18 protein-coding genes are annotated in these 25,296 nt (G+C 36.1%); 1 reads left to right on the top strand and 17 read right to left on the bottom strand.

Features of this window, described 5'->3' with window-relative positions:
• The 14 genes from BMW64_RS17170 to BMW64_RS20765 form a co-directional block, all read right to left on the bottom strand.
• Complete coding sequence (locus tag BMW64_RS17170; RefSeq protein WP_090001377.1) at positions 1 to 852, bottom strand: hypothetical protein; 852 nt, start codon at positions 850 to 852, stop codon at positions 1 to 3.
• Positions 853 to 1,022: 170 nt separating this feature from the next.
• The gene (locus BMW64_RS17165; protein WP_090001375.1) at positions 1,023 to 1,463 is read right to left on the bottom strand and encodes a lysozyme; all 441 of its coding nucleotides are present in this window, start codon (positions 1,461 to 1,463) and stop codon (positions 1,023 to 1,025) included.
• Entirely contained in the window at positions 1,460 to 2,032 is a 573-nt protein-coding gene (locus tag BMW64_RS17160) for a hypothetical protein (RefSeq protein WP_090001373.1), read from the bottom strand. The genes BMW64_RS17165 and BMW64_RS17160 overlap by 4 nt, the downstream gene beginning before the upstream one ends.
• Before the next feature lie 392 nt (positions 2,033 to 2,424).
• Entirely contained in the window at positions 2,425 to 3,741 is a 1,317-nt protein-coding gene (locus tag BMW64_RS17150; RefSeq protein WP_090001369.1) for an ATP-binding protein, read from the bottom strand.
• A gap of 77 nt (positions 3,742 to 3,818) precedes the next feature.
• Positions 3,819 to 4,037: a hypothetical protein gene (locus tag BMW64_RS17145; protein WP_090001367.1), complete on the bottom strand. Its 219-nt coding sequence runs from the start codon at positions 4,035 to 4,037 to the stop codon at positions 3,819 to 3,821.
• A gap of 723 nt (positions 4,038 to 4,760) precedes the next feature.
• Complete coding sequence (locus BMW64_RS17135) at positions 4,761 to 5,501, bottom strand: hypothetical protein (protein ID WP_090001364.1); 741 nt, start codon at positions 5,499 to 5,501, stop codon at positions 4,761 to 4,763.
• Positions 5,502 to 6,280: 779 nt separating this feature from the next.
• Positions 6,281 to 7,132, bottom strand: coding sequence for a hypothetical protein (locus BMW64_RS17130; protein ID WP_090001362.1), 852 nt, complete (start codon positions 7,130 to 7,132; stop codon positions 6,281 to 6,283).
• A gap of 109 nt (positions 7,133 to 7,241) precedes the next feature.
• Entirely contained in the window at positions 7,242 to 9,251 is a 2,010-nt protein-coding gene (locus BMW64_RS17125; RefSeq protein ID WP_090001360.1) for a hypothetical protein, read from the bottom strand.
• A 558-nt stretch (positions 9,252 to 9,809) separates the two neighbouring features.
• Entirely contained in the window at positions 9,810 to 10,220 is a 411-nt protein-coding gene (locus tag BMW64_RS17120) for a 5-fold beta-flower protein (protein WP_090001358.1), read from the bottom strand.
• Between the two features lie 436 nt (positions 10,221 to 10,656).
• A complete protein-coding gene (locus BMW64_RS17115) occupies positions 10,657 to 11,529 on the bottom strand; it encodes an immunity 49 family protein (RefSeq protein WP_090001356.1) in 873 nt (290 codons plus the stop codon).
• Positions 11,530 to 11,531: 2 nt separating this feature from the next.
• A complete protein-coding gene (locus tag BMW64_RS17110) occupies positions 11,532 to 15,683 on the bottom strand; it encodes a hypothetical protein (protein ID WP_090001354.1) in 4,152 nt (1,383 codons plus the stop codon).
• Between the two features lie 322 nt (positions 15,684 to 16,005).
• Positions 16,006 to 16,401: a hypothetical protein gene (locus BMW64_RS17105; protein WP_090001352.1), complete on the bottom strand. Its 396-nt coding sequence runs from the start codon at positions 16,399 to 16,401 to the stop codon at positions 16,006 to 16,008.
• 55 nt (positions 16,402 to 16,456) lie between these two features.
• Positions 16,457 to 16,624, bottom strand: a complete 168-nt coding sequence (locus BMW64_RS20770; protein WP_177175316.1) for a hypothetical protein — start codon at positions 16,622 to 16,624, stop codon at positions 16,457 to 16,459.
• A gap of 228 nt (positions 16,625 to 16,852) precedes the next feature.
• Positions 16,853 to 17,011, bottom strand: a complete 159-nt coding sequence (locus BMW64_RS20765) for a hypothetical protein (RefSeq protein WP_157456450.1) — start codon at positions 17,009 to 17,011, stop codon at positions 16,853 to 16,855.
• Between the two features lie 871 nt (positions 17,012 to 17,882).
• Here BMW64_RS20765 and BMW64_RS17100 point away from each other — a divergent pair.
• Positions 17,883 to 18,548 carry a S24 family peptidase gene (locus BMW64_RS17100; protein WP_228400944.1) on the top strand — a complete coding sequence of 222 codons (666 nt, stop codon included), beginning with the start codon at positions 17,883 to 17,885 and terminating at the stop codon, positions 18,546 to 18,548.
• 68 nt (positions 18,549 to 18,616) lie between these two features.
• On the opposite strand, the gene BMW64_RS17095 is transcribed toward BMW64_RS17100, so the two are convergent.
• From BMW64_RS17095 to BMW64_RS17085, 3 genes are all read right to left on the bottom strand, one after another.
• A complete protein-coding gene (locus BMW64_RS17095; protein WP_090001350.1) occupies positions 18,617 to 19,567 on the bottom strand; it encodes a hypothetical protein in 951 nt (316 codons plus the stop codon).
• 66 nt (positions 19,568 to 19,633) lie between these two features.
• Positions 19,634 to 22,216, bottom strand: coding sequence for a PKD domain-containing protein (locus tag BMW64_RS17090; RefSeq protein ID WP_090001347.1), 2,583 nt, complete (start codon positions 22,214 to 22,216; stop codon positions 19,634 to 19,636).
• Positions 22,217 to 22,307: 91 nt separating this feature from the next.
• Complete coding sequence (locus BMW64_RS17085; RefSeq protein ID WP_090001343.1) at positions 22,308 to 25,286, bottom strand: PKD domain-containing protein; 2,979 nt, start codon at positions 25,284 to 25,286, stop codon at positions 22,308 to 22,310.
• Between the last annotated feature and the right edge of the window lie 10 nt (positions 25,287 to 25,296).

Here is a 25,296-nt window from a genome sequence, read left to right as displayed (position 1 = left end):
TTATATTTTTTTAATGGTTAACTGAATTATATTTGGTGGTATTGAATCAAACAGCACTTCAATGCTATTTGTATCAATTCTTCTCACCTTAAGGGGCACTGTAAACATGGTAATGATGTCATAGGCATCAATTACAAAGCTTAATGTATTAAGGTCGTGTTTTATGACAGAGTCGCCCCTGACCCTCTGCTCGTAGGTGATTTTTTCAGATGCGACTTCCTCTTCAACATGTTGTATTTTACCATATACCAAGTCATTAAACTGATTTTGATGCGTGACTGCACTCCAGTTTGCATAACTTCCGATAAGTCTGATTTCATCATCTGAGCTACCGTTGACAAGAGCATCTTTAATGAGTTCTATCTGCTGCCTGTTTTCTTTGATATAATCAACGATTTCCTGAATTTTATCCAGATTTACATCATCAGAGGCCAGCATTTGATTGATAATTTCAATCTGTTCAAGCATTTCATCATCCTTTGCCTGGAACACACTCACAATTTCTCCGATCTGTTGTTTTGTATAGACATTTCCGGGTTCCTCACCCCCGTCTATAGTAGCCGCCAGATTGATTTTTAATTTTTCTTTCCACTGATCGATATTGGCAGGTGTAAGATTGGATGCATTGAGTTTTGCAAGCACCGAATTATGTGCATTTTCATCATTTAAATGATTTGTAAAAGTTTCGGTGGACAGCGTTTTTTGAAAAGCTTCAGGTAAGCCCGCCACCTCATCTATTTTAATTTTTTCTTCTAAATGACGGAATGAAGAAAAGGTTTGCTGAAACTGATCTTGTGTAGGAGTATCACCCTTTTCAAACCAGCTAAATATTGTTGTTAATGGTACTGCCATGATGATTGGAAATTAGGTTTGAGTTCTTCATTTTATCAATTTTATTTTTTGATTAATTAATTGTCTATTTTTTTCATCTGTTTAATTTTCTCTCATTGTCAAGCTATTTTTTTAAGTTAATATTGATTTAAATTCCGTTTATTAATGTTCGGGATATAGATTGAAAAATCTTATTTCGAGAAAAACAAATCGGCTTCTGCTTTTCGGCGTCTTATTAATCCGTTCAGAACTTTACCGCCGGCAGTAATATATTTTTCTGTGAACCATTTTCTGATAGCACCTGAATCTGCTTTCTTGTTAATCAAAGAAAATAAAGTATCAGAGCCTCCCGTATTGTAAGTATGCGACACCAGCGCATCAAACTGATTCTGTGTAAGGGCAACTTTGATTTTATTGTTAACGATCTTCTCGTAAGTTGGCAAAACGGATGAAAATAATTCAACTCCTCTTTCTCTGCTGATGGCAGAATCGTTCATTGTTACTTTCTTTCCACCGGGATAATAGGTATTTCCATAGCCAATGGTCGGAATGCCTGCGGAATCCAAATAAGGTTTGGAGTTGAAACCTTCAAATAATAAGATAAACTGTATCCCTTTTTGTGACGTTTTCATTTCTTAAAATATTTATAGGCGAAAAACATGAGTATTACAGTAATTCCCAAAATGGTCATGAAAATCCAGGTTGCGATTTGAAAGCCGGTCACTTTTATTTTTTCCGTTTCTTCTGAAACTACCGAAGTCTTTTCTTTCTTAATTTCTTTTGAAACCGCATTTTGAGTGACATCCTGAAAATGATCTTTAAATTCTTCTTTTCTGTTTTCGGTTTTATGGTTTGATGATTTTACATAATGATTACTGATTGAATAATCCGCAGCTCCCATAATAGAAATACTTTGAACCGTATCTTTTCCAACTATATTGTGAAAAACAAAGGGATTGGAAATATCAGCTTTTCCTGTAATCAACAGATCTCCGGATATTTCATTTTTCTTTTCTGCAGATGAAATATCGGCAGATACATTTTGAACAGATTCTATGCTGTTTAAGCTCAAGGAATCGGCTTTCACTTTTTCAGTTTCCTGTTGATGTTCTTTGGAAACGGTGGTAATTTTCTGTTTGCTTCGGCAGCAGCCTAATATAAGACCACTGAATATGATCAGTAGCAGAATTTTTGCTTTCATGAGCTTTAGTTTTAATGATTAAATGGATGAAAATCTTTAGTCTTAACTTTTTTAATCTTTTAAAGAGTTTCTTTGAAATATTGTTTCGGTTTAAAAACCTGATTTATTTTTTCTTTACTGACATCAGTTTGTTGGAAACAGCATTCAGGCCTTCAGTTGAGACGATCAACCCTTTTGTTGAAGCCTTCAAGTACTTAGAACAGGGGATCAAGCATTTCGATAAAGCAATCAAGTGTTCCGAATAGCCAATCAACCGTTTAGAAGAGCCGATCAACCGTTTAGAAGAGCCGATCAACCAGTCAGAAGAGGCGATCAAGTACAATTTATTACATTTCAACAACTTACAGCACTTTTAAAAACAATGGAATCCATTCTTTTTATCATGTAATTTTTTATGAGAAAATTTTGTCTTCTTTTATATATTCTTTTCTGATGCTCTCTAAAAGCATCTCCAGACTTACTTTGTAATCGGGATCTTTTAATGCGATCGCTTTTAAGCTTACATCCTGTATGACGTTCATGATATTAGATCCGGTAAGCTCGTAACGTCGGGCAATCTGTTCTAAATCAATACCCTCAAGCTGTAATTGTTCGGGTAAATTGTGTTGCCAGATACGCAGACGCTCCTCTTGCTTGGGATTATTAAATTGTATGCAGCTGTGAAAGCGTCGCGTAAAGGCTTTATCCATATTATTTTTGAAATTGGAGGCCAGAATAATAAGCCCGGAAAATGTTTCTATACGTTGTAACAAATAAGAAACTTCCTGATTGGCATATTTATCATGAGCATCTCTCACATTGGTTCGTTTTCCGAAAATGGCATCTGCTTCGTCGAAAAATAAGATCCAGTTTTTATTTTCTGCTTTGTCAAATAATTTCGACAGCTGCTTTTCAGTTTCGCCGATGTATTTTGAAACCAGCATAGAAACATCAACCCTGAAAACAGGGCGTTTTGTGTATTTGCCCAGAAGGCTGGCCGCCAGTGTTTTTCCTGTTCCCGGATCTCCGTAAAAAAGAACTCTGAAACCGGGCTTAAGTTTTTTCTGCATGTCCCATTCTTCCATTAAAATATGACTGCTGCTGTACCAGTCTTCAATACTTTTAAGTTCGTGCAGTGTATTCTCAGGAAGTATCAAATCGTTCCACGAGCGGCTGGTATGTAATTGTTCTGCCGGAAAATCATTACTCATCTTCGGCAATAATTCTGATCCTAAAACAATCGTGTTAAAAGCTTCGTGATAAACATTGATCTGGCTATTTACCGCTATATGGTCCTGTGCTGAACCAGAAAAAATAATAATTTCATCTTTAACCAATACGGAATCTGAACTGAAATAGTCGAGCGCTTTTAATCGTCCTGAAATGCTTTCGCCACCCAAAATATACTGAACAGTCTGAATCGTGGGATAAAAGAGCCTGCCGTTTTCATTAACTGAACAGAAATCAAACAGCACACTGGTGGGGAACTCCAGGTAGATGCGCTTCAGCAATGCAGGATCCAGTCTTGGCAGCAAAGCCATTAAAAGAACAATGACTTCCTGATGGGCAAGCTCTTTCCCTGAAATATAGTCTCCTAATTGAAAGTTTTCATGGTCATTGGTTCTAAATTCAGGTGCCCCTATAGTAAAGTCTTCTGCAGAATTGTTTATACGCCAGATAATAACGTCTTCTAAATGAGTAAATAATTTCTGTATTTTTTCTGTCTGCATTGGTTATTCGTTTTTATTTTTTAGATTCAGAATTGATTCTTACTGAGTTCTCGACAAATTGTGTTTTAGTTCAGCGGTTAAAGCTTTTTGATTTTATTTTTTTGAAAATATGCATTGATATAACACACATCACTCATCTGGAAAAGTCTTACCAAAACTGCCACAGCAGTTATTTTGAAAGTCTTTCTCTCACCGGAATTCCTACTTTTTAAAGAAGTGATCTGACTCTTGAAAGAAAATAAAAGATCAGCTGATCTGTCATTCTGCATGCTGGATGAGATTCTGATGTCTGACATCAAAAAATTCCGATATTTCAAAAGTAAAAGGGATCCTGCTTCGGAGTATCTTACCCGAGTTTTTAAAACATACTGTTTACATCTTAAGATGTTTCCACCTGTTTTCTGGTTTATTTTACTAAACCTCAACCGGAAAGTAGCGCACAAATGAATATGAGCAATGTAAGTAAAACCTATTGTGCATTTTGCAAAGTTTGGGTATTGGATTTCTCAGTTCGCGCGTTTTTTGAAAGATGTATCAAGAATAAATTTATCTTCAAAATCAACAAATTTCTCGATACGATTTTTTTCAAAAATCTACTCGAATTGACGGCAACAAATCAAAATACACTACAGGTTATAAAATATGTTATTTTCATGGTTATCGTTTTTATAGTTTTTTTTCTGATGAATGTTGTTTATGCTTTAAACTATTTAAGAATTAATATTTAATTTGAATAGTAACGCATTATTAAAAATAACCCCAACCGGAAAGCAGCTCACTTTTGAGAGTCTTACCCAACTGCCGTGACAATTGTCTTTGAAAGTCTCCCTATTACCGGAATTCCTACTTTTTAAAAGAATCAATCTTACTTTTGAAAGAAAACAACAGATTTCCATTATAGATTTTCTGTCATTTCACATCCTGGATAAGATTCTGACAAGTAAGCCTCAGAAAATTCCAGTATTTCAAGAATAAAAGGGGTCCTGTGATGGAGTATATTACCCGGTTGAGGTTTAGTTTTAATTGATGATATAATTGATCAGATCGTTTTCGTCCCTTCCAAGAATAATCTTTATATTAACAGGGTTCGATCTGAATTTTGTTCCGTTAACATCAATTTCCAAAAGCATCTGAATAAGAGAAAATGGTTTTCTGTGATGAACAGAATATCTGAATGATCCGGGTCTGTTGATCGTACCGGCGGGATAGAAATCCCTGTAGTCCTTACCCGGTCTGAAATAGCTGATCGGATTAATATCAAGAACCATTTCATTAGATTTCACAGGATATTCCGACTGTCTGTCCCATGATTTTGCATCTTCGGGAAGTTCCTGGTAAAAACCGGATGGTTTTCTGTAACCACTTTTCATTATTTTCTTTTGCTTGTAACGCTTGATGATGATCTTCGGCTGATGCTTATCAATATCCAATTCGCCTGATAACTTTACGTTTAGAGATCTGTAGCTGATATCGCGAGACAGAACATGTGTGTAACGGGCTATTTCCTCCGGCTTACTGTCTTTTACACTTTCTATATTGATATGGCCTCTGTTCGCTTCTCCGAGCTTATCAGCTTTGTAAAAATGATAATGTTTTGTTTTATAATCTCCTGTTGGTTTTATTTCCAGTCCAAAATTTAACTCATTCAGATGGACATAATTATCTATGAATTGACCAAATTGACTTTGTGTAGGATATTTACCCGTTTCAAAATAGGTTTTCAGCTCTTCTCTTTGGGTTAATTTATTTCTTTCTTCCATAATATTTTAATGTTTTATGCTTATGTCCTTTCCTGTCACCCATTATCATGATGATCATGGTTTAGTATTGATATTTATTTTGTCTGACATTTTTGAAAATATATTTTTTATTAAAAATAAACCTCAGCCGGAAAGCAGCTCACCTTTGAGAGTCTTACCCAACTGCCGTAACAGTTGCTTTTGAAAGCCTTCCCATTACCGGATTTCCTACTTTTGAAAGAAGTCAATCTGCTTTTGAAAGAAAACAACAGATTTTTCTGATAAGATTCTCTGTCATTCCACATCCTGGATAAGATTCTGATGTTTATGGATCAGAAAATTCCAGTATTTCAAGAGTAAAAGGGATCCTGTTATTGAGGATATTACCCGACTGAGGATTTATTTTTATGAATTAATCATGTAATTGATTACATTTCGCTTTCGCGATATCCAATTAATTTAGTATTAATTGACTTTGGCCTGTATCTGCCTTTTTATGAATTAAAGTTCAAAGTTCAGTCTTTTTTTGTTCTTATAAAAGCTTTTTGCATTCTCTGTTCTGTAGTTGCAGTGGCTTTTTGACTGAATGTTTAACCTTTATTTTGATAGTCCAAAGTTCAGACTTTTTTTATTGTTATAAAAACTTTTTGCATTCTCTGTTCTGTAGTTGCAGTAGCTTTTTGACTGAGTGTTTAACCTTTATTTTAATAGTCCAAAGTTCAGATTTTTTTTCTTTTTGTAAAAGTTTTTCGCTCTGTCTATTCTGTAGTTGCAGTGATTCTATTTAATGATCAGATCATTTAGCTTTCATAATCACATTCGATTCTGGCATTTCTTACTCCTGAAAGGACACCTCCTGCAGAGACATTGATATTTTTCTGACCAGGTATCAAGGAGGCTGTCATCAGAAGAGTATCATTATCGGCGTCATAAATTCTGCATCCTATGGATTTACTGATTCCGGAGAGGTCGGCTCTGTAAAAACAGACTAAAAAATCCCCCAGATCATAATGATCCGTTACCATATCTTCAGAAATATACTTATTAGACCAATAATTCCCGTATAATGCGTATTCAATAAATATTTCAGTTTTATTAACAAAAGTAAGACGTGTATGTAAATTATTTATTTTACGATCAAAATCTTCGTTACTTATCCTTACAGAAATTTTTTCATTTTCCACTGTTCCCAGTCCAAAATTCTCCGGAATGGGAGGCAGATTATTTCCGAACAGCCTGCTCGTTGTATGGCCGTCGTCGATCTGAGTGTTCAGATAGTAATATTTGTTTCCTTCTAATTGGTCTACCATAAACTCTTTTGTACTGACCGTGTAAGGCGCGCTGCCCTGAAAATAGCGTTTCTGTTCTTTGTTTTCGGTTTTGCCGATCGTAAAAGTTTGACTTTCTCCTTCTTTTGAGCTTACAACGATTGAGAATTTCTCATTCTCAATATTGCTGGTACTGTAAAGAATATATCCATTATCAAGGGCAGCAAGGTGATTGGAAAGATCTACCAATTCTTTATTTGTCAATATATCTTCTTTAAGTCTCAAAAAATCGATCAATTCTGCAAATTGCCCTTCTGTTGGATATTTGCCTGTTTCAAAATAGGTTTTTAATTTTTCTCTCGTGGTTATTTCAGTTTTTTCCATGTATTTACTATTCTATTCAGCTTATGATTTAAAGTTCAAAATTCATTCTTTTTTTGTTCTCCTAAAAGTTTTTTGCCTTGCGGATTCTGTAGTTGCAGTGAGTCTTTATTTATGTTGATTGAATTCCACTATTTCGGTCTGCGGTTAATTTTGCATTAAATTGCTTTTTAAGTTCGTTGACTAAGGTTAAAGCTGTCGGAAGATCTATTGCATCGTCAAGGGTAATGTTAGAAACCGCCGCGGATTGTTTAACCAGACCTGGTGTAGATAGGCTAGCGCTAGGTATAAAATCTATCCATACACTTCCGTTATATACCCAGCCTGACAATTTATTAGCGACGGCCGTTGAATATACAATTGTTCCTGTTTCATATATTGTGGTGGTGGGTGTTTCAGAGGCATACCAACCTTTTTTATTATAGGGATCAATAATAGATGAAGGAAAGTCTAAAGCTTCGATACTAAATGATTTTAATTCACATGCCGCCGAACCGCCACCTATCAATATATCAGCATATTTTACATCATCGTCGAATTTAACATACATATATGTATCTACATCTGAACCCATTCGATAAACGCCACCAAAAGCTGAATTGTAAACCGGGGGAGTAGTTGCTTCACCTTTTACATATATTTTATCATTTGTTAGCACCGTACCACTATCATCGTAACATCTGACCATTATACGACCAGGTAGTCCGTCTTTTACAACGTATTTATTGATTATAAAACGTTTATTTTTTGAAGTATCTACTCTAACTCCCAATGCTCTGGAAGTGCTTATATTCACATTGGTATTGGTTACTGTTATCCCTGTTGATGAATTCTTACTATTTGCCGCACTTCCTGAAACCGCGATAAACATTTCATCAGGCGCGTAAACATGCGTACCGTCTTTTGTAAATATTTTTTTCGGTAGATACCCTGAATTATAAACTTGATATTTGTTTGACTTTTGTCGAACAGAATTTTTGCGAGTAGTAAATATTGTAGTGGGGTAAGTACCTAAATCTTGTACTGCTTTAGGTGATGAATATGAGAATTCGCTCGAATAGCCAGTTTCAAAAACATTATCAGTTGAGTTCCCTAATGTTCTTATAACACAAGGAACAGGACCGGTCTCAAGCCTTACATTTGTGAAACTATTTGTGTTACCTTCGTAAATCACCACAGGAACCGTATCTCCACCACCTACTTCGGGGTTAGGATTATAACCATATTCAAACGAAGGTCCTATAAAATTATTATTGTTGTGCGAATAAGGAGTACTTTCAGATCTTATAACTATGCCATACTTATCAAGTCCTGAGTTAGTTGTTGATACTCTTTGAAACTTGCCTTTTAAAAATATATTCTCATTGCACCATCCATCATCAATCCTAGTTATGACTAAATCGATTTTATTGTTGGCTAGTTGACCTAACTTAACAATATTGTGAACAAAACCTTTTGCTAATGTACTTACTCCTGCTCCTGCAAACCATCCACCTTCAGTAAAACCAATTACTTGAGCTATTTCAAAGTCAGTACATACCTGTGCGTTAATAATTTTAAACCCTACATATGTCGAATTCGTCCAGTCAGCCGGTCCTTCTGATCTGATATTTATTTTAATTTTTGTTTTTTCATTAATAATTCCTGCTGAACCAACAGTTACAACAGTGACGTTGTTTTTTGTTCCCGTAAATAAAAGTGTACCGTCCATTATACAATTGACCATCGCAGGGACAACGAGTCCCAATGTAGTTTTGTAATAATTTTCTGATGCAGGAATAATGAAAGTAAATCTTGTAGCATCTGTCGCAGGAGCATTATTAGCTAAATAGGTGTTTACTTTTGTTATAATTGGTCCATTGTCAAAATCTGTATTAGATTTACCTCCAAAGTCTCTTAATGTGACAACTCTATTAAATTGTGCAATCCAGGAACCTAGTGTTGTCTTAATTACAGCCCCACCATCATCTACCAATGTAGAAAAATTCTGAGTCGTATATTTATATAGCAACGGATCTTTGTCGCCTGATTCGTAATAGCCTAAAAGAAGAATCTCTTCTCCATCATAATCTGCATCTGTTAGTTTCAGCTCTGAAATTGTTCCCGCTTTTTTTATATTCATGATCTAAAATATTTATTTGTTTATGTGTAATGTGATATTTAAATTTTCAACTTTATCAATGGATATTTCTTCTTCTGAAAGGAATTCTATGATTCAGTATTGGTGTTCGGCTGGAATCGCCTGCCTGGAACCATCTTAAGATTGTCTTTTAATGGTATTGCCATTTTTTATCAAAAACTTAAATCTTATTCCGGAATATTTTTAGATTTTATAAAAGATATTTCTATGAATAAGAACCGCTCTCATGAATAGATCTGACGATATATTTCCAGTTAATTACTCTACATATTTCACAGTTCAAAAGTCATGATTTTTTCACTCTTACTAAAGTTTTTTGCCCTGTCCATTCTGTAGTTGCAGTGGATTTTATGTAGGAAGACAAATGATGGAAGCCGGAGGTTAATAAACCCATACAATGAATTATTGTTTCAAGTGCATTATTGTTAAAGAAACATTTTATATCAGGACCACTTATCAAAAGCCCTCAATCTACATAAAAACAAAGGCTCAGATTATAAAAATCCAAGCCTAATATTTTTAACTTATTCTTATTTTCTACTAATCCACCTTAAAGAAGAAAAACACTAATGCCGCCCACTCTTTCTTCACTCCTTTGGCATAGCCGATCGTACTGTGGCTGCTATTTTCCACCGTTCCATCATCCTTGATATATCCAATCGTTGAATGGCTGCTGTTTTCTACCGTTCCGTCTTTTTTAAGGTAACCAACTGTAGAATGGCTTTTGTTCTCGATAGTGCCATCACTTTTGATGTAGCCAATGGTTCCGTGGCTCTTGTTTTCAATAGTTCCATCGCTCTTAATATACCCTACCGTTGCATGACTTCTGTCTTCGATAGTTCCGTCATTTTTGATATAGGCCGCCGTATTGTGACTTCCGGATTCTATAGTTTGTGCACTTACAATGGAAAGATTAAATAGCAGGAAACAAATGAATAGCGCTTTTTTCATGGGGTTAAATGGTATTTGGTGATTATTTTCGTTTCATTTTTTGTCAATACAATATATAACGATTTTTTTTAAAATAAAAAGACGAATTTTTTAAGCAGAAACACAAATCTTAAGACACGATCACAATTCTTTCCGAATCGAAATTTTAAAAATTTGATTGCACTTCACGACTTCATATTCAATGTCTTTTGTATCGTACGGTCAAGGGCATCACACTCGGGCGGTCAACACCTTCTTGACGGTACGGTCAACATACCATTGACAGTGCGGTCAAGAAGGTGTTGACTACAGAGCATGTTTTTTATATTGAATAGTTCCGCATTTGATATAGTTTCTCCATTTAGTTAAAATTTTAAATGATATATTTTTTAGCAATAAAAGCATCCCGTTATTGGGATGCTTATTTTTAGGCCTAGTCACTAGTCAATAAAAAATATTACTTATTTATACTACCATCAACCATAAAACTTGGTATATAATCTGATTCAACTTCAAGCTTCCAGCCTTTATCATGAGCCATTGCTGCCAAAGCCGTACAGCCCCACGATAAAAATCCTTCATTTTCTCTACACAAAGGAGTGCCTCCTTTATTTAAAGCCTTCTTTTGGCTCCAGACTTCTTTGTGTGCTTTAATGGCTTTAATCAAATTCTGATTGAACTCTGCTTCATTATTATCAATTAAAGATTTAAAAGCTATTAAAAATTCATTCATGTAATAGATCCAAAACTTTTGTTTAATATCTGGTCCTATTTCAGATTTATTTAATATTACATATTGTTGTGATTTTTCAAAAAGCTCTTCATTAAAGGTTTTATTTGAGTAATATTCTTTCATTAATAATAAGAAACAAGTTACAAAATTACCATTATTATGATTTTCCTCTTTTATTTCCCATAAATAAAGTGGGCTATCGGCAATAACCTTTTGCTTTACTTCGTCTCTCGCAATGGTTGCCATAGAAAGCGCTTTCAAAATATTAATGTGTTGGTTGGTTTCTTCTACTTTAATAGAGAAAACACCACTTTCATCTATTTGCGCTTCTTTTACTTCGCCTGAGAAATGGGCCAAACGACAAAACTCGCTAATACAGTTAAGTCCATAAATAAACCAATACTTTTGCTGAGATACTTCTGGTTTTTCCACAACAGATAATTCAAGTAATTCTGAAAAATCTTTGAAAGTGTAATATAAATAACTAAATTTTCTTCTACATTCTGAAATATTATCCTCAAAATAATCTTTTATTGAATTGTAAAACATATTTACAGCTTCAGGTTTGTCAATTTTATGCAAATCAATTTTTTCCATATTTATTTTGTTATATCAAATTCTTTAATTGTAAATTCTCCTATATCTCCAGCTTTATTTAACTTCTGCTGGACTACCATGTATTTTACATTACCATTTCTTAAAGCTCTATTTAGTTTTGATGCTGTTGCAATTTTTTCTGCGTCTCCAGATTTAATCATATCCTGGATAGTTTTTTCTAGATATTCTCGAGAGCCTTGCTCCGCAATATGAAAATCTCCAGTAGCTTCATTAATTATATCAACCTTTTTACCTCCCAATGTGCTTCCTCCTCCTTTCGCTTCAAATACATAGAATGTATCTCCTTTTTGATAGACTTTATCTAAGGTATAAGCTCCACTACCTGTATATATTGGTGTTAAGCCGTGTGCATTTGCATGTGCATCAGCTGCTGCTTCACCAATCTGTTCTGAATATCCTCTGAGTTCACTAGGGTTACCTATTTCTGCTTTTCTTCTTGTCGCTAAATCGTCTAAATGATCAATATCCGGCTGACTACGAGGTCTAATTTCAGTGACTCCATCCAAATCCTGAGTTTTAAATGTTGCAGGAATAGTAACTTCTGGTCTGGAGCCTTTCATCCCTTCTGCTCGGCGGACATGGAAATCATCATCTACTAATTTTCCTAATGTCTCCTGTTGTTTTTCCGGGCTCATCCCCATGAATCTATCATTGAAAGAATTTGAAACTACAACACCATCACGCATTTCAGCGCCTACCTGCTTATCTCTTCCTAAAATTTCATAATCAGCACTATCGAGCTCTCTATACATCGGGTTTCCATCCGCATCGAGTTGAGGTGATTTATTCCCATCTGCATCTTCTCTCATCAACAGCACTTTAGAGTTAAATTCTCCCCAAAGCTCTATAAATTTGCCATGCTTTTCAAGCCAAATTTTCTTGAACCCGAATTTAGTTAAAATTTTGTTACGAAGATCATCTAATTTGCCGGCTCCTTTTACTGCAATTTTTTCCAGATAGATGACAACCCTTGTACCTCGTAATGTAGCAACTCCTTTCTTAAGAAGATCTCTTGTTCTTCTTTGTGTCCTTTTAAGAAAAGCAAGACCTGTTCTAATTGCTCTTCCAAATTTGGTAGATTTAAAGACTTTCAACATACGTTTATATACATTACCCATTCCTGCCATAATCTTATCGATGAAGAATTCTACAACAATGATGGCAAATGCAGTAGCCAATGCTTTTGCGGCTCCTTGTTTATCTCCTGCCCATGCTTTTTTCACATATTCCCAAAGCATTCCCATTGCCCGGTATACAGCAAAAGCCCCGAAAATAAGCGTTAAGGCCTCACCTAAAGCAGAAACGACAGCACCCAAAGCAGTTCCTCCACTAAAGATCAGAATAGCTGCGATAGCAACTAATGCAGCTACAAATCCTGCAATGATCCATGCTTTATATTTATTCCAGAATACTTTTATTCCTGTTAACATTTGTTCACCCATAAACTGTAATCTGCGCCCTGCATTTAAGCGTCCGGTTTTGGTAATCAGTGCTTCAGGAGAATTATCTTCGGTTGCTTCAGGGGCTGCTTTTTGAGGGGTCGGTTCAGCATCACCTTCCTTAGCAGACTGCACAAGCATCTGATCATTATATTCTTTCAATTTTTCTTCATCACTCATATGCCTCCAGTCCGGTTTAGCATCTTTCTGAACTTCACCAGTTGCTTCAGCCATATTAGCCGATTGCTCGGTACTTTGTTCTTCTCCGTGAATACTATATCCTGCATCAAAAGCAGCCGACTCCTGGAATTGTTTTGTGGTCACGCTGTTTGCTCCCGCTCCTCCCAATTCTAATTTTTCTCCATCTTTCAGACTCGGTAAAGATTTCATAAAATCTTTATCCACAGAAACTGCAGGATAAGTTTCTAACACTACATCATCATCATCCAGTTTAGATTTCGTTAAAACCGGAATCGCATCGTTTACAGAAGCTTTTCCTTCCTGAGCAACTTTATTTTCCGTTTCACTTCCCATGGCAGAAGCCCATGCTTTTTCCTGACCTAAAGGTACCTCTACATCCTGAAGTGGTTTTGCCGGATTACCTCCTAATGCTTCTTCCGCCAATGCTCCGAAGAATTCTAAAACAGACATTGCTGCAGCCATATTCAGATTAAATAAAAATTCCATTATCTTTATGATTCCGGCTACAATAAAATTGATTGAATCAAGAATGAAATCATACACCGCCTGTAGTGCTCCCAATAAATTATCCACTACATCCGCCAGGAAGTCAATAATCTCAATAACCGCTTTTTTGAAGGCTTCAAAGGTTTGGTTTACGTATTTCTCGGCGACTGCTACATATTTGTCAATTTTAGCTTTTAACCGGTCTCTGATACCCGGGAATGCAGCCAGGGCAATATCCAGGAAGCCTTTTAATAACGAAGCAAATCCCTTGATAAGACTTACAATTGCTTTTCTGGCCAGTTCTAAGACTTCCAAAACTAATTTCTTGGCAGCCTCAAAAATAGTTTTAACCGCTTCGCGAAGTTTAGTGAAAATGTAATTCAGTGCCTCTTTGAGCGCATTGATAAATTCCGAAGCTTTATCAGCCAACCAGCCAAAGAAACCTTTACTTTCTTTTTTCTTTTCTGCAGTTTTATCTCTTGCTTCTTTGTCAGCCGCTTCTTTTTTCTTGCGTGCATCCTCATTGGCTTTATTAACATGCCCCTGAGCTTTAGTTTCACCTTCTGTTTTCTTCGTATTTATTGAACTCAAGGTTGTCTTGGCATGATCACCGGATTTTTTCGCAAAATCAGATTCCGTTTTATCCAGTGCGTTTTGCCATTCAGTTCTTGAACTGTGCACATCCGCATGGGCTTCTTTTACCGATTTCAGCTGCTTTTCCTTCGATATATCTTTTTCATTACTTATCTGGGTATCTGCCGCTTTTTCATGCTCCAGTATTTTTTGATTATGCTCCAGTTCAGCTGACTGGTATTTTTCATTTTCAGCTCCTATTTTTGACTGAATTACAGGTTCAAACTGAGCATTAATCAGTGCTTCATCAATACCTTCAAGTTTCAGCTTGTCAACAGGCTGTTTTTTAACTGCTTTGAAACTTACTTTACGTGAAGGCTTAAGCATTTCATCATGTGGTTTTTTAATGATGTCATTTTCACCATAATCTTTATGAATGTCTTTTGCCGCCTGATTTTTTTTGACACTCATATCCTGAGCCACATCCTGTTGCTCGATTGCCAGATGCTCCGTATCAGCTTCACCTGTAAGATCTAAGCGCGTATTTTGCTGCATAACCGTAGGGATAGCTGAGGTATTCAGACGAACAGCATCCAATTGATTTTGAGCTTTTTTTTCAAAACCTCCGTTTTTAGCCGCTGTGTTAAAAGAATAGCTTTCTTTTTTCAGAGGCTCATTTTGTGGAAAAGAAATCTCCTTTGATTTAGGTTTCTGACTCACAGATTTCACCGTCTTTTTGCTTGATTTTGCTGCCGTTTTATCTGCTTTTGTCTTAGTTTTTGCCTTAGATCCGGAAAAAGCACTCCCGGTTTTTGCATTTACCTTCGGCAGTCCGGCAGTCGCTTTACCCGCTTTGCTGCTGAAAAGACCTGTACTGTTGTTTTGAACGGCATTAAAATTATCCGCTAACTGTGTCGCTGAAGAATGCGATAAATCAGCTAAAGAAATATCATTGTTTTCTTTATCAATTGATTTGATCTTTTCTTTTTGATCTTTTTTGTTTTGCTGATGTACCTGAGCCTGCTCCTGCACCGTTTTAGGAACCTCATTTCCGGATTTAAGATTTTGATAATCCTGTACCTGGTCCGGATTCAAGGTTGTCATGTACCCCTTTTCCGTCTCTTTGGTATCAGGATGATTGAGATCACCTGTTTGTTCCAGGCTTTCCTGAAATCTTCCGTACATGACCTCCGAGCCCTGGTCATAAATGGTTTGCGAACCATGAACGGCTGCTATTGTACCATTGAGACCAATCTTGCTACTACCGGGATTCTCAAATCCTGAATTTACTCCTGAGTCTCCTGACTTTTGGGTCTGTGCGTTGGTTATTTCTGTTCCGGAAAGTGGTATAACTACCGGGTCTTTCGGCTTTTGTTTATTACTTTGCCTCTGGTGGACTTTAGGGTCTACTTCTACAGGTTTTGCTGTTTTCATTGACTTAGTTTTTTTAATTCATATTGATTTAAAAGGCATACAAAACGCAATCGTGTGAATTGCGTTTTATATACCTGTTGAATGTGAAAAATCAGTCCCGGTACGGGAGATTTTTAAAGAAATGTAAGTAATCAGAAGTGGCACTTAGCTTTGTAATGAGAAACAGGTAATGGTGAGCCACTCCAGGTTTTTTTGCTTTCTGATGTTTTTTGAGTTTTTAGGTTATCTGATTCAAAAATCATATTTTTTATGGAGAATCCCTTGCTTTTTGAGCGATGGATTCTGTAGTTGCAGTAATGATTTTTTTGAGAATTGCTTTACTTTACTTTTCAACCTGATCTTCAGGAAGTTCAATTACTTTTTCTTCCTGGTTACCAGGCTGTCTGTCTGTTCTGATACCATATCGGGTTTCAATAAAAAGATTTACTGATTTATCGATCCAGTTGGGCAGATTGGTGGTGATCATCTTTAAGTATTTATCATAACCGTAGCCAAGCACAAATAATATTCCCGTTGAATACCACTTATCATGCAGCTCGGCCCTGTTCATCAAATAGCTCATGGTGAAGCCGACTATCACAACGATCATCAAGGTGATGACGTGTTCCCACGGCTTTTTTTTTTCTTTGTTCTGTATGGAGATTAAGACTCTTAATAATCCTCCTGAAAATGCAATGGCAGTTCCGATTAATAGAGCTTTTATACTGTCTAAATTCATTCTTTCATTATATATTACGTATTAAAATCGATTTTTTTACAACCTTCGGATGTTGTTATTCCAGATCCAGGATGTATAAATTATCTAAAAACCTTTTGCTTTTTTGGATGTTTTCATTTTCATCTCCATAAGCCAGTTCGTCGATAAGATCATTGATGTCTTTTCTGGGATTCTGTAGTTTTTGTCTGTTTTGCTTTATCTTTTTTCTTCTCTTTTTATTCATGGTTTGTAAAGTTTTTTAGTGAATAATTATTTTTAATCTCTTAAAGTTGTTTAAGCCAAGGAGCAACGGTTTTTTTAAGCTTCATTTAAAAATGAACTAAAGCAAAACCGTTTTCACCTTTGCATTTTTACCTATAAAATAAGTTTGGGAAATGATTCAGACATCCTTTCATCAGTGATCAGGAATGAATCATTCAGGTTTGATAATTAATAATGCACGTATCATGCATTATGCCTGAAGAATAATGTTGTATATTGTTCTTTCAGATAAAAACAGCATTTCGGTCAATTCGGTTACAATCACTTTCATCTGTTTATCCTGATTACGTTTTACATAATCGATTACAAAATCTTTTCTTTTTTCTACTAATTCTTTGCTACGTTTCATTGGTTAAAGTTTTTATGTTAAAGTTTTATTTTTGAATTAAACGGATCTTTGTGCTTCAAAATTTTCCGCAGCTGATCAAGTCCACAAGAAACCCGAAAGACTTAACCATAAGCCTCTGAAGAGATGTTTAATTACATTATTTAGTTTTTGATTTTAGATGTTGACATCAAATATTTCTACAACAAACAGATCCCAACCTTACCATACAGATTTTATTTATCAAATTGGCCCACTAATGCTTATGAAGAATTAAATTCATGAGCAATTAATATCATTTAAAGGGAAGTAATTTGTATTTAAAAAGAGCGCAACATTCTATCTTACAGACAAGTAATCCGCTATCATGTCTGTGTGGCATTTTAATGTGTCAACAATTATTACTGATGCCTATAATTAACCGATATTTTATGTTGAACAGTAATGTTTGCTGAATTTTGTATTGCTTTTGTTTTGAACAGAAATAAATACACGATCTCATCTTCATAAACGAACAAAATAAAACGCATTTTATTCGCCATCCGATCAATATCAATTCAAAAAACAAAGACAAAAGCGAACTTTGTACATTTTTAAGATTAGAAAATATTTACTTTGTTCTTATCAGCGCCAAACAGAACAAAAAAAGAGAAAATCTAACCATAAAGATTACCGAGTGTGAAATATACACTCCAACATACTGATTATAAATCATATATTTAATTTTAACTATATATTAAAACATAAATAAAAAATTAAATCATTAATATAATTTTGTATATTTGCAGTGTTTCATCTTAACCGCGAAACAAATATACGAACATTGTTCGCTTTTTTGAAAACAATTATGAATATTTTTCATATTTTTTTCCACAATTACCGTAAAAACATCAAAATGAACTATTTAGAATTTAAAGAAATCAGAAAGAAGCTGAACATGAAGCAGGCAGACATCGCAAAATCCATTGGGGTCGGCACGAGAGCCGTACAGTATTGGGAAAAAGGCGAACGTAAAATACCTGAAACAACAGCTTATTTCGTAACCAACTTGCTTCTGGAGCAGGAAAAGCAACAACATGAAGACAGTGCCTCGCCTGTTGTCTTTTCAGATATGAAAATAATGTACGTTCCTCTTGCCAACCAATATGCACAAGCCGGCTATCTGAGCAGATTTGCAGATGAGGAATATATAGAAACCTTACCTACCATTCCTTTTACGGACGATGTAGAGCACAGAGGTGAATACATGTGTTTTGAAGTGAGAGGTGACAGTATGGATGACGGATCCTATGAAAGCTACCTGGAAGGTGATATTATCTTATGCCGCAATGTAAGACAGGATTACTGGATGAGTAAGCTGCATTATGACAAATGGGATTTTGTAATTGTTCACAAAGAGAAAGGGATTTTGATAAAAAGAATCATCAATCACGATGTTGAGAAAGGGATCATTACCCTTCATTCTCTAAATGAATATTATGATGACTTTGAAATCCACCTTCAGGACGTTGCAAAACTTTTCAACATCATTAGTACAAGACGTAAGAATAACAGAAGATAACTAAAAGATCATCGACTTAATAAAATCCTCGCAATTGAGGATTTTATCAGTCTTTTATATAAACACAATTAGAAATTACACTTATAACCTGAAACACCGGTAATTTGCCCGGTCGCCGGATTAACATTGTAAATCAGCGCTGGGTTATTTTCAAATCTGATCCATCTTATTCCAGTTTGATCAAATCCGGTACTTACCCCTCCCTGAGGATCATCAAAGCTTGCTATACTTCCTGGTTTTGCAGGTTTTTCAGGTGTTAAACCATTGGTATAAATAAAACTTCCTTCCTGTGGAATACTTGTGGTAAGTTTTACCTTTTTCATTAATGGATTACGGTCTGTAATACATATACTTGCCTTGAATTCTCTGATATCCGTAGGATCAAATTCTTTAAATTTATCCGACACACAATAAGCATCAAAAGGATAAAGAACCTTTTGATTAATCCATGTTCCGGAAGTAAAACCTTCTACATCTGACCAATCTGAAACATCTGATGATGAACAGTATTTTCTTACTCTGATGTATAGTTGCGTATTATCTTTAATAGTGCCATCGTTCATTTCAATATATTGCGTTGGATTGTAGTCACTTGCCATGATTACCTTCAGCTGTACGATGTCATTAAAATCGCTGTCTGTTGCTATTTGGTATTGTATCGCATAAAAATTCGTAGTATCTACAGAATAATCCATAACGATCTGATCATTCTCTCCAAGGTATACATTTTTAATAGATGGTGCTGCACAAGACGAAGGCTTACATTTACCAATCTGAAAAGAACTTGTCTGAGTTTTAGTAACTCCATTTACACCCAATTCTACCATTAAATCATATTCACCCGGCGTTAGAATTTCAGGAAGTTCCACCAGCGTAACCTCACTTACCGGTAGCGTTGGCAGATCATATTTCGTAAACGATGATGTATTTTTGATTTTATAGTAAGCAGTTGCTTGTGTAATCGGCTGAGAAGATGTGTATTTTATCTTAAATGAAACTTTGCATGCTGCTGTTGCCATTATATTACTTTTTTGTTGTTATTTTATATTCGTTGTTATATAAGGGATGATTTGATCATCCCTTTATTAGTCTTCATTGATTACATTTACGACTACTTGTGCAGATTTAGCAAATAAACCGCTGTCAACATCCACAACTGTAAGCTGGAACACATACTCTTCAGCAACCAGGTCTTTAACCTCCAGCTCAGGAGTATTGACTCCGGAAAGAGTTGCTGTCGGACCCTGGATTTTCTCCCATGAATACAAAAGCGATGAAGGTGAAGGTCCATCACCCTGCCCTTGAACCACAAAGGACCCATCTCTTAAATAGACACTTCCAGGACCTGTAGCTTCTGCTTTAATCACAGGCGTTTTTCCTTCGCAGCAGTTTATTCCATCTGAAAAATTAATATTATCAAACGTAACGGTAGGAGCAGAAGGAGCATTATACCAGTTTGTGAATGGTATTTCCTGAGTACATCCGTTATTGCTTACTCTGACTTTTATTGTCGGAATTATTTTCGGATTTAAATTGTGGAAAGTATAACTTACAAATCCTCTTGAATTTGGATTCAGTGTAACCCAGCCTCCATTATTCCAGAAATCCCAGCTGTACGTATAGTCTGTAAAATTCTGTCCGGAAACATTAAATTCTACCGTTGCGGTGGTAGGATCACCATCTGCATAGACTACAGAAGTAACAGCAATGTTTACTTTTGGCACTGCATTAACCTTGATACTGCAATTAGTTGGTTTTCCGTTTACTGTAAATCCAATAGCCTGACCATATAGATCGGAGCTTACTAATTTCGGATTAAAGAAATATTTTCCATTGTCGAGCTCTACTCCATTTGAAGCTGAAGTAACGCTGGCTTTCACCACTCCATTTACTGGAATTACGGTGAAAGGTATACGATCCGCGCCAGCGCAAATAACTGAACTCGGCAGGCTTAGTCCGATTTTAACTTTTGGAGTACAGCAGATATAGGGAAGTGAGAAGTCTGCAAAAACTGTCGGATCTTCCGATGATTCGTAGACAATGATAAATGTACCTCCACGTTCCACTCCGCGTTTATGCTCCAAACCAGGATGTTTTTCTACATATTCGTTAAAATAAGCTTTAAACATATCCTTATTATCAACCAAATCTTCTAATGACAAAACCATTACATCAAATGCAAGCTGCTGCTGATCCTTGATTTGATTGATCTGCTGAAAAGCCTTCTGGTAATCCATCCCCTGATGCCCTTCTATAGTATAAAATGAATTGTTATCAATATTAAACTGCAAAGGTTCTTTGATGTGCGCATCCGGTGACAGCCAATTGTTATATCCTAAATTATCCCTGAATGACCGATTGCTGGTTTTATCAAAATTCCAGGCTTTCAGAAATTCATCATTAACTAAATAATAAAAAGGAATTGCTTTACGACTTAACGGATTTAGTTTTTGAGACGGTATAATTTTAATTTGTGCATTTCCGTTATCTATCACGTTAAAATTTTGAAAGTTCTGTACCTGCTGTACAAAACGACTCATCAGCAATCTTACTTTCTGTGTCGATTTTTCATCATCTAAAACGGATGAATTATAAAACCGATGTCTTGAAAAGTCCAGTTGGCTATCTGTAATAAGCTTCCCAAGCATGATATGTTTAGGAAAAGAATCCAGACCGGGAAGATTTACCGTAAATGCTTTAGGTAGTAGTTTTATAATTTCACAATACGTATCTGCCAAATCTTTCACGACATCATAAGCATACTGAAAACCCGCTTTTTGAGTAAGAAAGCTTTCTAATGTGCTTTTAAACCCATCATAGTAAACAGTTGTATGTCCGATTAATTGGGCAATTGCATTGATTTTATCAAAAATAACTCTACCATATTCATTATTCTCTAACACAGCGGAATACAGCTCTTTTACATCAGAAGACGAAAAATGCGTATCAATACCCTGCCCTTCTATAAGTCGTTCCACAATTACCCGTTCCTGCTTTCCGTACTTCAAGACATCATCTATGAATAAAGGGTGCGGCTGAATATGGTCTCTCCCAAGAATATTTGTGATTCCATCTGAAGTAGTGACTAAAACTTTGAGATTCCGGATTTGCTGAATGCCATGATTATCACAATCGACTCCCCGGCAGGGCTTTACTTCTTTTTCGTAGCTTTCCAGATACAGCAAGAGATATTTATCCTCTAAATCCGTAAGATTAGCAATCGGCTGAAAACCGGAACCTGCTTCTTGTGCTGTCGCCAGTTCCCAGAGTTCAATTTGCTCCCTACCCTGATAGAAGGCAGGATATTCTACTTTGAAGTTGTCATACGCTTTAAAATGTGTATAGCTTTTGCTTTCCAGATCAATGGTTTTCAGATCACTTACATACAGGTCTTCGCTTACCTTATTGGTGTTATTTAAGGTCAGCAAATCACCGTCGGTTGTTACCGCTACTCCCTGAGAAAGCTGTATACTGCTCAGGATCCTGTTGGTATAAGTGAGACTGGGTTTTAAGCCACACACAATACCGACTCCCTGAAGCATCACCCTGGACAAGCGGTCCTGGTCTTCAAAGAAATCCAGAAATTCATTGAACTGGGTATATTCTATATATTGTCCTTTACTGAATTTTCTGTATTGGGTTGATATATTACTTAATTGATTATTCATTATTATTAATTTTTTAATGATTTATTAAGATGGTTTAATAAACTTCACAGACAGCAACCTGCCTATGAAGTTATTATACAATTCTTAGAATTTATCTTCTTTCTCCCGTACAAGGATTGATTTCTAAGAAATTACCAACCGGATAACCAGCATAAATTGGTGTAGGATCATTTGCCAGGAACAATTGTGTATATGCTACGCCGGTATGACAGTATCCTAATGCACACTCAAGAGAGAATTTCACGAAACCTTGATTAGCACCTGCTGCCAGTTGTTCTGCTTCGTCCTGTGTTATAATGATTTCATTATATCTGCTGAGCCCGGTTGTAGCACCATTAGGACGGTTAAGTCTATCCTGATCTCCACCGGTATTACTCAAATGTACATTTCCTTTTCTCAATCCTCTTGGATCTGCAGGTGGTGGATTGGATCCGATGATGAGATGTCCGTTTCCTAATAAGTTAAAACTCGCATCATTACACGCATGATATGGATCGACACCATCTCTATACTGAATTACAACCCGCATTCCGTTAAGACACACTACCGTCATTTGACCGGTCAGTTTCAGCGGAGCAACCGCAAAGGTAGTACTACAACCGTTTCTGTTGGTTACCGTAAGCGTAGGATTAAAGGTATCTTCTCTTCCTGCAACAAGCGTGTAGGTATGCTGAACAGTTCCGTTATTTGGTAATGACGTTAATGTCAGAAGTGGTGAACCATCTCCAAAATTGAATGTATATGTAAATCCAGGATTATTAATTGGAGTAACATGGAAATCAACAGTGGCATCCGGATCTGATGTATCTTCACCATAGCTGACAGTACCTGTAGAGACAGAAATCGTTGGTTCTTCGTAAACAATCAATTGTACATCCACAGGGTCATCATTAACGGTGAAAGTAATCGGCTGTCCAAGGTAAGCAGCGCCTACCATACCAGGGTTAAAGTAACTCTGACCGCCAGACTGAGTAATTACCGAGATTTGAGTACCGTTCACAAACGCCTTAACTTCACCATCTGCAGGAACGATCGACATGGCCATCGGAGCATCTTTCTGACACAGTGCGTTTTTCGGTAATGATAAGAACACAGGATCTTTTTTGGAACAACACAGATAAGGTAATGAGAAATCTGCAAGAACCTGATTATTGGTTTCTGATTCATAAATTAACACAAAAGTCCCGCCAGGTTCTACGCCGGCAACATGTTCTAAGCCTGATTTTCTTTCTAAAAATTCACTTAAAAGCTCACTTACAACATCATCTTTTTTAGGATCCTGCCTTACAACAGTTACCCCATCTCCTTCTTTAGAAAATTCAGCCTTGTTCAGCAATTTTAATTTTTCGTCTAATTTTGAAATATTAAATAAAGTACTTTGTGAATTAGTCCTTTGGTTGCTGATGTCACTGGAAATCGATACGAGCTGTTTTCTTAAATCGTCAATTGATACTACTTCTTTAGTTGGTTCAACAGGTTTTTCCCCTTTTTGAAGAACCAATGCGATGACATCAAAAGCCAATCCGTATTTTGCCTTAAGATCATTAATGTTTTGCAATGCCGTTTTATAAGGCATTCCAAGATGGCCTTCTATTCTGTAGAAGTCGTTATCATCTATATTGTAATTTAACGGATTCTGAACAAAATCATCTGATGCTAAATTCCCTGTATGATAACTTAAATTGTACGTTTCCCTATCCGTTTTTGTTTTTTCATAATTCCATTTAGTCAATAATGACTTGTCTACATTATAATAATAGGGAATCGCTTTATCACCTAATCTTACAAACATATTAGAAGGAGTGATCTTAACAGGTCCGATATATGACTGGAATCCATTGATCTTCTGAACAAAGCGATTAGCAAGCATTACGACTCTTTCATAATTTTCATCTTCGGTTGTAGTTACTGGTGAATGATAAAAGCCATGACGGTAAGGCGTAGGCTCGCCCAATTCAAGTGTAACGCCCACACGTCCCAACAATAAATGCTTTGGAAATGAGTTGATACCTGGACAGCATTCAGCATTAAGATGCAGGATCAGTCCTTTGATCTCGTTGTAGGTATCAATTAAATCTTTGAGGAGATCATATCGGTATTGATAGTCTTCCAGTCTTGAGCTTCCCGGTACCGGATTTAATAAAGAAGTCAGTTTATCGTTAAGATTTTGTCCTCCAAAGTTGAGACTCACCTTGAAATTATCTGCAACAGCATTAAAACCTTTACTTAAATCTGCAATGGCAGTACCCGCATTCTGAAATCTTGCCTTTAAATCTAACGCCCTCTTAACAGTGGCATCCAGAATTACTCTTTTAGCCTCAATTTTAGGCATCTGATCAAAAAGTACCTGATAATCACTGTGCGCTTTATAAATGGTGTCTTTTGCATCACCTCTGGAAATGAGATTTGAAACAATTTCTGAATCTGCTAAAAGCACTTTAAGATTGGATACCTGCTCAGCCCCGGTATTATCGCAATCCGCGTCCTGACATGTGGTTTCGTCATTGGAATAGCTTTCTAAATAAAGAATAATAACTTTATCATAGAGGGTACTGCCAATTTCTTTTACATTTTTAAAATCATTTCCGCTCGCTAACTGATCATATTCTTCCTGGGTAATTAATTCTAAAAGAGGAACTTGTGCTCCATCAATGCGGAAGTGTTTGTATTCGACATCATCGATGTAATTCCGGTAATATTTGTAGGTTTTAGTATCGAAGTTTATAGCAACATCTGATGTTTTGTCTAATTTTTGGCGAAGTGTTATTAAGTCCCCGTCTGTAGTAACGCCGGCACCTTGTGAGATCACAATACCGTCATAATCCACAACACCCAGTTTTTCCATCTGGGGAATTTCTTCTACGGGAGTTCCTGATCCGGGGTTTGAAGACGAGCCTACGTATGTCGATTCAAAACCACATACTATTCCTACTCCACTTAACCGCGTTCTTGACAGCCTGTCCTGATCTTCGAAATAATCAATAAATTCGTTTAATTGCCCATCCGTTAACGCCTGATTTTCGTTGAACTTTCTATATTGGGTTGTTACATTATCTAATTTGGTATTCATTGTTTGTCAA

It is taken from the genome of Chryseobacterium taichungense (genome assembly GCF_900109935.1).
GTDB classification, from domain to species: Bacteria; Bacteroidota; Bacteroidia; order Flavobacteriales; family Weeksellaceae; genus Chryseobacterium; species Chryseobacterium taichungense.
The sequence above is the reverse complement of the archived record's forward strand: the minus strand, read 5'-3'. Positions and strand labels throughout refer to the sequence as shown.

Bases quoted from the DNA above. Each gene is read 5' to 3' on its own strand.
- BMW64_RS17170 (WP_090001377.1), bottom strand. From the start codon at position 852: ATGGCAGTACCATTAACAACAATATTTAGCTGGTTTGAAAAGGGTGAT.
- BMW64_RS17165 (WP_090001375.1), bottom strand. From the start codon at position 1,463: ATGAAAACGTCACAAAAAGGGATACAGTTTATCTTATTATTTGAAGGT.
- BMW64_RS17160 (WP_090001373.1), bottom strand. From the start codon at position 2,032: ATGAAAGCAAAAATTCTGCTACTGATCATATTCAGTGGTCTTATATTA.
- BMW64_RS17150 (WP_090001369.1), bottom strand. From the start codon at position 3,741: ATGCAGACAGAAAAAATACAGAAATTATTTACTCATTTAGAAGACGTT.
- BMW64_RS17145 (WP_090001367.1), bottom strand. From the start codon at position 4,037: ATGTCAGACATCAGAATCTCATCCAGCATGCAGAATGACAGATCAGCT.
- BMW64_RS17135 (WP_090001364.1), bottom strand. From the start codon at position 5,501: ATGGAAGAAAGAAATAAATTAACCCAAAGAGAAGAGCTGAAAACCTAT.
- BMW64_RS17130 (WP_090001362.1), bottom strand. From the start codon at position 7,132: ATGGAAAAAACTGAAATAACCACGAGAGAAAAATTAAAAACCTATTTT.
- BMW64_RS17125 (WP_090001360.1), bottom strand. From the start codon at position 9,251: ATGAATATAAAAAAAGCGGGAACAATTTCAGAGCTGAAACTAACAGAT.
- BMW64_RS17120 (WP_090001358.1), bottom strand. From the start codon at position 10,220: ATGAAAAAAGCGCTATTCATTTGTTTCCTGCTATTTAATCTTTCCATT.
- BMW64_RS17115 (WP_090001356.1), bottom strand. From the start codon at position 11,529: ATGGAAAAAATTGATTTGCATAAAATTGACAAACCTGAAGCTGTAAAT.
- BMW64_RS17110 (WP_090001354.1), bottom strand. From the start codon at position 15,683: ATGAAAACAGCAAAACCTGTAGAAGTAGACCCTAAAGTCCACCAGAGG.
- BMW64_RS17105 (WP_090001352.1), bottom strand. From the start codon at position 16,401: ATGAATTTAGACAGTATAAAAGCTCTATTAATCGGAACTGCCATTGCA.
- BMW64_RS20770 (WP_177175316.1), bottom strand. From the start codon at position 16,624: ATGAATAAAAAGAGAAGAAAAAAGATAAAGCAAAACAGACAAAAACTA.
- BMW64_RS20765 (WP_157456450.1), bottom strand. From the start codon at position 17,011: ATGAAACGTAGCAAAGAATTAGTAGAAAAAAGAAAAGATTTTGTAATC.
- BMW64_RS17100 (WP_228400944.1), top strand. From the start codon at position 17,883: ATGAACTATTTAGAATTTAAAGAAATCAGAAAGAAGCTGAACATGAAG.
- BMW64_RS17095 (WP_090001350.1), bottom strand. From the start codon at position 19,567: ATGGCAACAGCAGCATGCAAAGTTTCATTTAAGATAAAATACACATCT.
- BMW64_RS17090 (WP_090001347.1), bottom strand. From the start codon at position 22,216: ATGAATAATCAATTAAGTAATATATCAACCCAATACAGAAAATTCAGT.
- BMW64_RS17085 (WP_090001343.1), bottom strand. From the start codon at position 25,286: ATGAATACCAAATTAGATAATGTAACAACCCAATATAGAAAGTTCAAC.